10 protein-coding genes are annotated in these 11,424 nt (G+C 69.1%); 1 reads left to right on the top strand and 9 read right to left on the bottom strand.

All coding sequences use genetic code 11. The features are described from left to right. The coding region (locus HOV77_RS26440; protein ID WP_363260990.1) for a WHG domain-containing protein at positions 1–700 on the top strand (700 nt) is incomplete at its 5' end. Between the two features lie 71 nt (positions 701–771). Here the strand turns inward: HOV77_RS26440 and HOV77_RS26435 are convergent. The 9 genes from HOV77_RS26435 to HOV77_RS26395 all read right to left on the bottom strand — a co-directional run. Continuing rightward, entirely contained in the window at positions 772–1,743 is a 972-nt protein-coding gene (locus HOV77_RS26435; protein WP_290866235.1) for an NAD(P)/FAD-dependent oxidoreductase, read from the bottom strand. Between the two features lie 10 nt (positions 1,744–1,753). Continuing rightward, positions 1,754–2,551 (bottom strand): serine protease, encoded by a 798-nt coding sequence (locus HOV77_RS26430; protein WP_290866234.1) that lies wholly within the window; start codon positions 2,549–2,551, stop codon positions 1,754–1,756. A 194-nt stretch (positions 2,552–2,745) separates the two neighbouring features. Then, complete coding sequence (locus HOV77_RS26425; protein WP_290866232.1) at positions 2,746–3,717, bottom strand: helix-turn-helix domain-containing protein; 972 nt, start codon at positions 3,715–3,717, stop codon at positions 2,746–2,748. A gap of 180 nt (positions 3,718–3,897) precedes the next feature. Then, positions 3,898–7,569: a S8 family serine peptidase gene (locus tag HOV77_RS26420; protein ID WP_290866230.1), complete on the bottom strand. Its 3,672-nt coding sequence runs from the start codon at positions 7,567–7,569 to the stop codon at positions 3,898–3,900. Between the two features lie 101 nt (positions 7,570–7,670). Beyond that, positions 7,671–8,315: a lytic transglycosylase domain-containing protein gene (locus tag HOV77_RS26415; protein ID WP_290866228.1), complete on the bottom strand. Its 645-nt coding sequence runs from the start codon at positions 8,313–8,315 to the stop codon at positions 7,671–7,673. A gap of 189 nt (positions 8,316–8,504) precedes the next feature. Next, positions 8,505–9,824, bottom strand: a complete 1,320-nt coding sequence (locus tag HOV77_RS26410) for a PhoH family protein (RefSeq protein ID WP_290866226.1) — start codon at positions 9,822–9,824, stop codon at positions 8,505–8,507. A gap of 91 nt (positions 9,825–9,915) precedes the next feature. Continuing rightward, positions 9,916–10,710 (bottom strand): isoprenyl transferase, encoded by a 795-nt coding sequence (locus HOV77_RS26405; RefSeq protein WP_290866224.1) that lies wholly within the window; start codon positions 10,708–10,710, stop codon positions 9,916–9,918. A 12-nt stretch (positions 10,711–10,722) separates the two neighbouring features. Then, on the bottom strand, positions 10,723–11,178 hold the full coding sequence (locus HOV77_RS26400) for an Rrf2 family transcriptional regulator (protein ID WP_290866222.1): 456 nt from the start codon (positions 11,176–11,178) through the stop codon (positions 10,723–10,725). A 101-nt stretch (positions 11,179–11,279) separates the two neighbouring features. Next, positions 11,280–11,424 (bottom strand): phosphoenolpyruvate carboxykinase domain-containing protein (locus HOV77_RS26395; protein ID WP_290866236.1); only part of this gene is annotated, 145 nt, incomplete at its 5' end.

The following is an 11,424-nucleotide window of genomic DNA, read 5'->3' as shown; positions in this document are numbered from 1 at the left end:
GTTGTGGACCATGACAGCCTCATCCGTCCGCACGCGCGTACGCGCCGAGATGATCGCCGAGATCAAGGCGATCGCCAAGCGTCACCTCGCGACCGACGGCACGAACCTCTCCCTCCGGGCGGTCACCCGGGAACTGGGCATGGTCTCGTCGGCCGTCTACCGGTACTTCGCCAGCCGCGACGAACTGCTCACCGCGCTCCAGATCGATGCGTACAACGAGCTCGGGGACGCGATCGACGCCGCCGACGCCGGGGTCCCCGCCAACGACCACCGGGGTCGCTGGATCGCCGTCGGGCGCGAACTGCGTACCTGGGCCGACGCCCACCAGCCGGAATGGGCCCTCCTCTATGGACCGCCCGCACCCGGCTACAAGGCGCCCGACGAGACGGTCGAACCCTCGATGCGCCCGATCCGGGTCGCCGGGCAGATCCTCGCCGACGCGGTCGCGGCTGGTGCCTTGCGGCCGACACCGGGCGAGCGCCTTTCCCGCAACACCCGCGAGGAGGTTGCGCGCCTCCGGGAGACGTTCTTCCCGGTACTGCCCGAGCCGGTGGTGTTCCGCCTGCTCACGGCATGGGCGACAGTCTTCGGCTCGATCGGCTTCGAGCTGTTCGGGCGCTCCGGCCCGCCGCTGCTCGACCCGGCCGCCATCGTGGAGCACCAGCTCACCGAGATGGCCGACTACATGGGCCTCCGCTAGCCCCTTCGGTGCGGATCACGGTTACGCATCCTTCCCGTGCCGTCGGAGGCCTGCGTTACCGTGATCTGCAGCTAGTCGGCGGAGCCGCCGGAGGAATGTCCGGGGAACAGGTGCGCGTCGGGGTTGATGACGACCGCGGCGTTGTTCACCGCAGTCGCCGCCTCGCCGAAACCGGTCGCGATCAGCCGCACCTTGCCCGGATACTCCACGATGTCGCCCGCCGCGAACACTCGCGGCAGGTTCGTCGCCATCATCGAATCGACCGTGACATGCCGCTTGTCCAGGGCCAATCCCCAGGTCGCGATCGGCCCCAGGTCGGCGGTGAAGCCGAGCGCCGCGACGATCACCGTCGCTTTATGGGTACGCGTACCGTCGGGCCCGCTGATCTCGACCGCCTCGACGACTCCGTTGCCGACGATCTTCGTCACCTGTGAGTTGACGAGGATGCTCACTGGCAGTGCGCGTACGCGGTCCACAGTGGCGGCGTGTGCGCGGAACTTGTCGCGCCGGTGCACCAAGGTCACGCTCGCGGCGACGTCGTGCAGTGCGAGCGCCCAGTCGAAGGCGGAGTCACCGCCGCCGACGATGACGACGTCGTGCCCGGCCAGGTCGGCCAGATGGGGCACGAAGTAGACGAGGCCCTGGCCGGTGAACACGTCGGCGGCGGGCAACGGGCGGGGCTTGAACGACCCGAGCCCGCCGGTGATGATCACCGCGCCGCAGGTGTAGGACTCGCCGTCGCTGAGGCTGAGGACCGGTCGCTCCCCCGCGTACGCGAGGGCTCCGGCCTGCGCTCCGAGCCGGTACACCGGCGAATACTGCGCCGCCTGTTCGACGAGGTTGGCGACCAGCTCCCGGCCGCGTACAGCGGGGAAGCCGGCGACATCGAAGATGAGCTTCTCGGGGTACATCGCCGTGATCTGACCGCCGGGTTCGGGCAGCGCGTCCACCACGACCGTCGACAGTCCGCGGAAGCCCGCGTAGTACGCGGCGAACAGACCGGTCGGGCCGGCCCCGATGATCGCCACATCGATGTCGCTCATACCCCAGACGCTAGGGCACTCGATCGAGGTCGTCCATGGCCTTCCGGATCGCATCGGCGAAATGCGAGACCTCGGTGTAGACCCCCGGGTACTCCTTGCGAGCGCAGCCGACACCCCAGCTGACGATGCCGATCTCGACGAACTGGCCGTCATGGGCACGTTTCACCATCGGACCGCCGGAATCACCCTGGCACGTGTCCACCGCGCCCCGGCGTACGTCGCCCGCACAGATCATCTCGTCGGGGCGGAAGGCGTACCCGGCCTTGGCGTACGCGTCGGCGCAGGCCGGATCGGCGACCATCGGCACCTTCGCGGTACGCAGCCGCCGCTGCGCGGCGAACGAGTTCTCGCTGGTCGTCCCCCACCCCATGATCGTGAAGGTGCCGAAGTCGTCGCCGCCCGCGCTCAGCCGGATCGTCGGCAGGTCCAGCGAGTCGCGCAGCTTGATCACGGCCCAGTCCCGGCCCTCGGTTACCCCGTCGAAGCCCGGCGCCCGATGGACATAGACGCTGTTCACCACCTTGGCCTGCGGATCTTTGAGATCGTGGGCTCCGGCGGTCACCCGGATCTTCGTGTTCGTCCCGGTCGGCCCGGCGCAATGGGCCGCCGTCAGCACGAACCTCGGCCGGATCAGCGCACCGGCGCAGGCGACCGACAGGTGCACCACCCAGGGGAAATCCGCGTCCCGAGCCAGTACGCCCCCGACCACCTCGGTTCGGTTCCGCCGCTCGGCGACGGCGTACGCCGGCCCCGGAGTCAGCAGCCCGAGGAGAGCCGCGGCCAGGATCCAGATGGTCAACCGCCGCATAGCAACCCCCGTACGCAAGATCGGCCCCTCACCCGGCTTAACGCCGCCGGGCCGCCCGAGTCACCGCCCCCACCCCCGTTGATCAGGGTCGCGAGGAAACGATCAGGGCGTTGCGGACATGACACGCCGGTCGATCACGACCGAAAGTTCATGATCGCGCGGAAAAAGGCGGGGCGAGCGGAGCGAGCGAGGGGTCAGGCCCAGTCTTTGCGGGCGGCGTGGAAGCCGAGCTGCACCCGGGTGGTCACCCCGGCCAGGTCCATGAGGTGCCGGATACGCCGTTGCACCGTCCGGGCCGACAACGCCAGGCTCCCAGCGACGGCGTGATCGGTCAGGCCTGCCAGCAGCAGTAACAGGATCTGGCGGTCGACTTCCTCGAGTTCGTCACCGGCCTCGATCGCCACCGTGGCGTCGGGGCGTACGCGCACCGGCCGGCCGCGCTGCCAGACCTCTTCATAGAGCGCGATCATGGCGTCGAGTACGCCGCTCGCCTGCACCAGCACCGAAGCCGGCGCGGTGTTCTGATCTTGGAGGAGGGGAAGCATACCCAGTTCCCGGTCGGCGATGATCATCTTGATCGGCACCTTGTCGACGAACCGGACCTCCTCCCCCTCGTCGAGCGCCTCGGCGATGATCTGATGCCCGCCCGGCATCTCCAGGAAGGCCCGGTCGACGATGACGCGGTAGCGGACGCCGCGCGCCATCGACACCGGTTCGGCCGCGTTCTCGCCCGGCGGCACGACGGTCGAGTTCGGCACGACCATGGATCGGACTTCGACCCGGGCGGCGTGCTGCACCTGGGCGAAGCGATGACGGACGGCGTCGGTTCCGGTGATCACCTCGATCACGTCGCCCGCCGTACGCCCGATCGTGGCGAGCCGATGGGCTTCGGCCAGGGCGACGAGTTCGGTCTCGGCCGAGCGCAGATCGTCTCGCTGTTGGCGCAGCAACGCGCCTAACGCAACGGCGGGAGGTGCGACGGCGTACCCCTGAGTTTCGAGGAGAACGAGGCCCCTGGTCGTGAGGGAACCGAGCAGACCGGCCACGACGGCGGCCGGGAGTCCCGCGCGAGCCGCGAGCTCCGCTTGGGTGACCGGGCCGGGGAGGGTGACCAGGATGCGGTAGAGCCGCTCCTCGTCCTCGGCGAGGCCCAGCGCGGTGAGCATGGACCGCACGATACGAACCGCGAGCACCACGCGGAACCCCCTGGACGAGCTGTGATGATGCTGTGATCACGGGCGACGGCGCCAGATCAGGGTTCCGGCTCGAATCTTGCGGGAAGATTCGACCCGGAACCCTGATCCAGCGAGAACGGCGGAACCGCGGCCGCCGGAAAAGCGGAAGCGTCAGCGGATGCCGTAGGCCCGGATGACCTCCTGCTTGATCGTGTACCCGGCGTCGGTGACCGCGGTCGCCCGGACCGAGGCGAACCCGGCCTGGTGCGGCAGCCGCAGATCGCCGGTCCACTTGCCCGACTCGTTACGCAGGCTCACCTTCTGCCAGGTCACGCCGTCGTCGTAGGAGACCTCCAGGGTGACCGAGGTGACCTTGCCGACCGCGTCACCGCCGCCACCGGCCTGGGGACCGGCGGTGATCGTGATCGGCTGGCGAGCCCCGGCCGGTAGGTTGCCCCGGAGGTCGGTCTGGGCGAGATAGTTCAGCTCCAGCAACGCGAGCGGCTCGAAGTAGTCGCTGTTCACGGTGTCGGAGAAGAACTCCCATTCGGTGTGGGTGCGAGTGGTCAGCACCGCGTTGCGGGAGGTGTCCAGGACCAGCTTGTAGGGCTTGTTCCCGGCGGGCACCTCCTGCCACTGGATGTCGGAGCTGAGCGGGTTCTCCCGGATCAGCGTGTCACCTTGGTAGAGCCACAGGTGCTCCTGCTCGACTGCCCAGCCGATCGAGCCGCCGTGGTCGACGATCTCGCCGGACGGCGTCCACGCCTGGACGTTGAGCGTCAGGTAGTCCTGGTACCGCGCGTTGCGCACGGAGTAGCCCTCGCCGAACGACGGGTGCACCGCCGGGGCGAACCAGTTCAGCGTGGTCGTCGTGCCCGCGCGGTAGGTGTTGACGTACCCGCGGTCCTCCCATTCGCCCTGACCGTGCGACTCGTGGTAGCGGATGCCCGGGCTGACCCATTCGGTCCGTACGCCGGGGTACCACTCCCGTTCGAAGAATCCGACCGCGGTGCTGAACGTCAGGTTGTAGCGGAAGCCGCCACCCTCGACGTCCTCGGTGGCGTGGTACCGAGCCTGGATCTCGGCCAGCTGCGCCGCCGTCGGATGGTACCTCAGGGGAGCGTCCGGGATCTGTCCGGTGTAGACCTTCGCGAGATCGTAGATGTAGGTGGCATACGGGACCTGCTTGGCGGTCAGCCGGGCGACGCCCGACTTGGCCAGCGCCGTCAGCACCTGACCGAGATCCCGGTGCACGGTCGCGATCGGGATCGTCGCGCCTTCGTAGTACTCGTTGAGCCGGCCGACGCCGTCGTTGACCACGACCAGCAGCTTCGCCTTGTCAGCGGCCGCGTTGGCGACCCGTTCCGCCGGGCTCACCTCGTCGGACCGGGTGACCACCGCGATCTTGCCGCGCGCGTCGACCTTGGCGAAGTCGTCGGCCGATCCCTTGCCCGCGTAGACCACGCCAAGATTGGCGCTGCCGGCCGTGAGCGGGCCACCCGGCTGGACGACCGTGTCGAACCGGAGCAGGCCGCCCAGGGCGGTCAGCCCCAGCATCGGCTCGCCCTGCCGATAGGAGGTGTCGAGGGTGAACGACCCCTTCGTCAGCTTCTGCGTCGGCAACGCGTACGCGTCGTCGTACATGACCGGCATGAGGACGGCGTCCCGGAACGAGGTGCCGTCGCCGTACTCGACCTGGTAGTCGAGCAGGCGTTGCCGGTCCTCCGCCCGCTGGGGAGCCTCGATGTCGACCTTGCGGGCCTTGCTGGCGTCGAGCACGACCTCCTGCGCCGACGTGAGGTCGACCTGCGGCGCGACCATCAGCGCGATGCCCTGCTCGTCCGCGTGGTCCCCGGCGACGTCGATCGCCGTCTCGACGGTGTAGGTGCCGGGCTCCATCCGGAACGTGATGTCCCCGTCGACGTATGCGACCCCCGGCCAGAAGTCACCGGCCTTGTTGATCACGACGTACCCGGCGGCCGGATTGCCCGACCGGTCGCGCAGCCGGATTGTGAGGTCGTACCGCTCCGCCTCCTTGACCAGGCCCAACGCCGTACGCGTGACGACCGTCCCGGTAGCGGCGTCGGTTCCCAGCAGCAGGCCGGAGAAGGTGCCCGTGCCGTCCGCGGTCGGGTCGCCGGTCACGTTCACCGTGGCCTCGCCCTGCGCGGGCACCGTCACGCTGCTCTGCGCGACGCTGAACGGGCCGCCCCCGGTGATCGACAGGTTGAGGGTCAGCGCGGCGGAACCGCTGTTGCGGAAGGTCACCGGCTTCGCCGTCGGCTGCTGGGACGAGTCGTGCGGCCAGGCGTACATGCCGTAGGACAGCGATCCGGTCGCGTCCACCGTCGTGGTGACCGCGTTCGCGACGTCGACCCGGCCGGTGCCCACCTCGAACGGCGTGTACCAGTCGGCCAGGCCCTTCGCACTGCTCATCAGCGCGTCCTTCAGTCGCGGGCCGGACCAGTCCGGGTGCCGCTGCTTGAGGATGGCGGCCGCGCCCGCGACGTGCGGGGTGGCCATCGAGGTGCCCGAGATCGTCCAGTACATCCCGTCGCCCTCGGCCGGCGACTGCTGCTGCGACCGGGCCGCGGTGATGTCCACCCCGGGACCGGTGAGGTCGGGCTTGAGGCCACCGCTCTTCCACAATGGACCGGTCGAGCTGAAGTACGCCAGCGCGTCGCTCTTGTCGACCGCGCCGACGGTCAGCGCCGACGCCGCCGAGCCCGGCGAGCCGATCGTCTGCGGGCCGTAGTTGCCCGCGGCGATCACGAACAGCGAGCCGTACTGCGCCGACAGCTGGTCCACGGCGACCGCCATCGGGTCGGTGCCGTCGGAGACCTCGGTACTGCCCAGGCTCATGCTGACGACGGTCGCGCCCGATTGGGCGGCCCACTCCATCCCCGCGATGATCCACGAGTCGGCGCCCTCACCGGAGTTGTTCAGGACCTTCCCCACGATCAGGTCGGCTCCCGGGGCGACACCCTTGTACTTGCCACTCGACGCCGCGCCGGTGCCGACGATGGTCGAGGCGACGTGCGTACCGTGGCCGTTGAGGTCCGAGGTGTCCTCGCCCGGCACGAAACTGACTTTCTCGTCGACCTGCGTCGCCAGGTCCGGGTGCGTCGCATCGACCCCCGTGTCGAGCACCGCGACCTTGACGCCATGTCCGTCGTACCCGGCCGCCCAAGCCTGCGGCGCGCCGATCTGCGGCACGCTCTCGGCGAGCTGCACCTTGACCTTGCCGTCCAGCCACAGCTTCGCGACACCTGTGGTGAGCTTGCCGGTCGTCGGAGCCACCGACTCCCAGAAGGTCCGTGCCTGCTTCTTGTCCGCGGTCAGCGCCGCGCCGTTCAGCGCGGCCAGCCGCCGGGTCAGCTTGCTGCCGCGCGGAGCGACAGTCGCGGCTCGCCCTTTCGAATAACTTGCAATCACTGGTACGCCGGAAGAATGTGCGTCGTCGTACCCCATGTCGATGAGGTCACTGACGTCGAACAGCCGCTTGTCCACCTTGTCGGCGGCGAGCAACGGCAGGACCTCGTCGGGTAGGACGAACAGGTCGCCGTGGACGGTGAGGACGCGTACGCCGCCGGTGGCGGAGTCCGGGCGGTCGACGGTGGCGGTCTGCGTACCGTCGGCCATCGTGCTGACGGTGACCACGTCACCGGTCACGAGGGTGACTTTGGTCGTCTTGGTCGCGACCGGCTGGGCGACGGCCTTCGACTGCGGTTTGCCGGCAGCCGCGGGGCTACCCGGTCCGGTGAGACCGGCCGCGACAAGCGCGAGGGTGGCGCCTGCGGCGGCGAGTCCGCGCCAGCGGCGCGAGGACGAGGGGGATGACATGCGGAAGGTCTACCGGCCGGTCAACCTTCCGGACAACGCATCGACGGTGGCGACAAAGCGTCTTGACGCAAAGTCGCCACCGTCGGTTCGGTTTCTGCGGGCTAGTACCAGCCGGTGTCTTCCGAGTGCTGCCAGGCCTTGCACGGGGTGTCGTACCGGTTCTTGATGTAACGCAAACCCCAGATGATCTGGGTCGCCGGGTTGGTCTTCCAGTCGTCGGCGACGGTGGCCATCTTGCTGCCGGGCACCGCCTGCGGAATGCCGTACGCCCCGGACGAGGAGTTGTAGGACTTGTAGTTCCAGTGGCTTTCGCGGGTCCACAACTTGTCGAGGCACGGCATCTGGTCGAGACCGAAGCCCGCCTTCAGCAACTCGGCGCAGCCGATCGCCTTTGCCCCGGTGTACGCCTTGCACGAGCTCGGAATCGGCCCGTAGTACGGAGTGCGGTTGGCAGTACGCCGGCTCGCCTCGGCTTCGGCGGCCTTGGCCCGCTCGGCCGCGGCCTTCGCCTCGGCGGCGGCCTTCGCGGCCGCCTCGGCCTGCTTTGCCTTCTGCTCGGCGGTGAGGCTGGCCCACTCGGCGAGGTCCTGCTTGAGGATGTCGTTCTCGGCGGCGTTCGCGCTGACCTCGGAGCTACCGTTCCCGGTCCGGGTGTCCGAATCGGAGTTCAGGTAGATGCCACCGGTGACACCGACGGCGAGGAGGGCGAGGGCTGCGACGCGGACACCGATGCGACTGACCGTCACTGGGCAGTGCCTTTCGTGGGGCGACAGGACCACCACGGCGGGAATGCTTCAGCGGGGGGTGTTCTGCTTCAGCGAGGGCGTTCGATAGGGGGTTCCGCCGTGGCTCGACCTCCCACCCTGGCGAAGCCGACCGGCGTACGCGACCCGCGGGCCACCTAGTGTGGCCCGCGTCACGCCGCAAATATGGACCTAGTTGGGCAGATCCTCCAATAGATCGGTGACCATCTCGGCGATCGGGGATCGCTCGGACCTCGTCAGGGTGACGTGCGCGAACAGCGGATGACCCTTCATCGCCTCGATCACCGCCGTCACGCCGTCGTGCCGGCCCACCCGGAGATTGTCACGCTGAGCTACGTCGTGCGTCAGGACGACCCGCGACCCCTGCCCGATGCGGGACAAGACCGTCAGCAGTACGCCCCGCTCCAGCGACTGCGCCTCGTCGACGATGACGAACGCGTCGTGCAGGCTGCGCCCGCGGATGTGGGTCAACGGCAGGACCTCGACCATCCCGCGCGCTTCGACCTCTTCCATCACGTTCTCGTGGACGACCGCGCCCAGCGTGTCGAAGACGGCCTGCGCCCAGGGCGACATCTTCTCCGACTCGTTGCCGGGCAGGTAGCCGAGTTCCTGGCCGCCGACGGCGTACAGGGGACGGAAGACGATCACCTTCTTGTGCTTGCGGCGCTCCATCGCCTGTTCCAGTCCGGCGCACAAGGCCAGGGCGGACTTGCCGGTGCCGGCCCGGCCACCCAAGGAGACGATCCCGATCGAGTCGTCCAGCAGCAGGTCGATCGCGATCCGCTGCTCGGCCGAGCGACCGCGTACGCCGAACACCTCCCGATCACCCCGGACGAGCCGCACCGTCTTGTCGGCGTGCATCCGCCCGAGGGCGCTGCCGTTCGAACTGTGCAGCACGAGTCCGGTGTGGACGGGGAGTTCGATGTCGACGTCGATCGGGTGCCCGTCGTAGAGGCGGGCCACCGCCTCGGCCGAGACGTCCAGTTCGACCAGGCCCGACCAGGTCGGGTCGGCCGCCTGGCCGTGCCGGTACTCGTCGGCGGGCAGGCCGACGGCGGCCGCCTTCACCCGCAGCGGCATGTCCTTGCTGACCAGCGTCACCGGCCGGCCCTCCGCGGCCAGGCCGAGCGCCACGGACAGAATCCGCGCATCGTTCGTCCCGGTCCGGAAGCCCGAGGGCAGCAGCATGGGATCAGCGTGGTTCAGCTCGACTCGTAGCGTCCCGCCCGCGTCGGTGACGGGCAGGGGCTGGTCGAGGCGGCCGTGCCGGACCCGGAGTTCGTCGAGGCGTCGCAACGCCTCGCGGGCGAACCAGCCGAGTTCGGGGTGATGGCGCTTCGCCTCCAGTTCGCTGATGACGACGAGCGGAAGCACGACGTCATGCTCGGCGAATCGGAAGACGGCCGCGGGATCGGCGAGGAGGACGGAGGTGTCCAGCACATATGTGTGCCTGGCTGCCTCACTGGTGATGCCGTTGGATGGGGCGACCATGACTCACGTTAGCGGCATTTCTGCCACCTCCGCCAGACCCCACGCCGCAACTATCAGTATCAGCACGCGGACTCTACGTGAAACTGAGCGTTCAGGCGCCGAAACGTCGCTGGCGGTTGGCGTACGCCCGGAGCGCCCGCAGGAAGTCGATGTGCCGGAAGTCCGGCCAGTTCATGTCGCAGAAGTAGAACTCGGAGTGCGCGGACTGCCAGAGGAGGAAGCCGGAGAGCCGCTGTTCGCCGCTCGTGCGAATGATCAGATCCGGGTCGGGCTGACCTTTGGTGTAGAGGTGCTCGGCGATGTGCTCGACGTCGAGGACCTCGGCCAGTTCCTCGAGGGTGCCACCGGCCTTCGCATGCTCCTGGAGCAGCGAGCGTACGGCGTCGGCGATCTCCCGGCGTCCGCCGTAGCCGACCGCCATGTTCACGACCGCGCCGCCGACTCGATCGGCGGTCTTCTCCTCAGCCGCCTTGAGCGTCGCAGCGTTCGCAGCGGGCAACAGGTCCATCGCACCGGCCATCTTCAGCCGCCACGGGTTGCCCTCCTCCGCCAGCTCGGTCGCCAGGTCGGAGATGATCTGGAGCAACGGGTCGAGCTCCACCGGCGGCCGACGCAGATTGTCGGTGGCCAGCAGATACAGCGTCACATGCGGTACGCCCGCCTCGTCGCACCAGCGCAGCAGGTCGATGATCCGGCGCGCGCCCACCCGGTGGCCGTCGTTGGGGTCGACGTACCCCATCTCCTTGGCCCAGCGGCGGTTGCCGTCGCACATCACGCCGACGTGCCGGGGCCGGATCTTGTTGATCAGCTTGCCCTCGAGCCGGCGCTCGTACAGCGAGTACGCCAGGTCGCGCAGGGGTTTCACACCTGGCAGCCTATCTCTCATCGCGGCCGGTCCTCACCGTGATCGCCAGGCGTCCGGCGCCTTGGTGAGCGCCAGCACCGGATCCGGCAACTGCCCGCTCACGATGTCGGTCAGGCTCACCTCGTCGACTACGTTGCGGACCGCCGCGCGTACGGCGACCCACAGCGTCGGCAGGTGCTCGGCCGTCCCGGAATAGCTCGTCTGCTCGGGCCGGTGACCGCGTACGCCGGCGAGCGGGCCGTCGACCGCCCGGAGGATCGCGCCGACCGTCGTCTCGGCCGGTGGCCGGGTGAGGCTGTAACCGCCCTCGGCACCCCGAATCGAGATCACGATGCCGCCGCGGCGCAGGTCGGCGAGGATCGCCTCCAGGAACTTCCGCGGCAGTTCCTGGGCATCCGCCAGCGCCTGGGCGGAGATGGTCGCGGGGTAGCTGGCGGCCAGCTCCAGAGCGGCCCGGACGGCGTACTCGCCGCGTGCGGAGATCTGCACGGTTACACCCTATGTGAACGGCCGCCCCACGGTGGACGAGGCGGCCGTGGTGCCTGTGATACCTCGCCCAGCGCACGTACCTGTGGCTGGGCAGCAGCCTCTTACTCGACGCCGAGGCGGGCCTTGAGCGCGTCGAGCTCGGCCCAGAGTACGCCGGGCAGTTTGTCGCCGAACTTGGCGAACCACTCGGTGATCTGCGGAATCTCGGCCTTCCACTCCTCGGGGTCCACCGCCAGGGCGGCGGCC

The sequence above is a fragment of the Hamadaea sp. genome (assembly GCF_013362815.1).
GTDB lineage: Bacteria > Actinomycetota > Actinomycetes > Mycobacteriales > Micromonosporaceae > Hamadaea.
This window is presented reverse-complemented; position numbering and strand designations above follow the sequence as displayed.

Excerpts from the sequence above, each read along its gene's own strand:
- HOV77_RS26430 (WP_290866234.1), bottom strand. The coding sequence starts at position 2,551 with ATGCGGCGGTTGACCATCTGGATCCTGGCCGCGGCTCTCCTCGGGCTG.
- HOV77_RS26435 (WP_290866235.1), bottom strand. The coding sequence starts at position 1,743 with ATGAGCGACATCGATGTGGCGATCATCGGGGCCGGCCCGACCGGTCTG.
- HOV77_RS26405 (WP_290866224.1), bottom strand. The coding sequence starts at position 10,710 with ATGAGAGATAGGCTGCCAGGTGTGAAACCCCTGCGCGACCTGGCGTAC.
- HOV77_RS26425 (WP_290866232.1), bottom strand. The coding sequence starts at position 3,717 with ATGCTCACCGCGCTGGGCCTCGCCGAGGACGAGGAGCGGCTCTACCGC.
- HOV77_RS26420 (WP_290866230.1), bottom strand. The coding sequence starts at position 7,569 with ATGTCATCCCCCTCGTCCTCGCGCCGCTGGCGCGGACTCGCCGCCGCA.
- HOV77_RS26410 (WP_290866226.1), bottom strand. The coding sequence starts at position 9,824 with ATGGTCGCCCCATCCAACGGCATCACCAGTGAGGCAGCCAGGCACACA.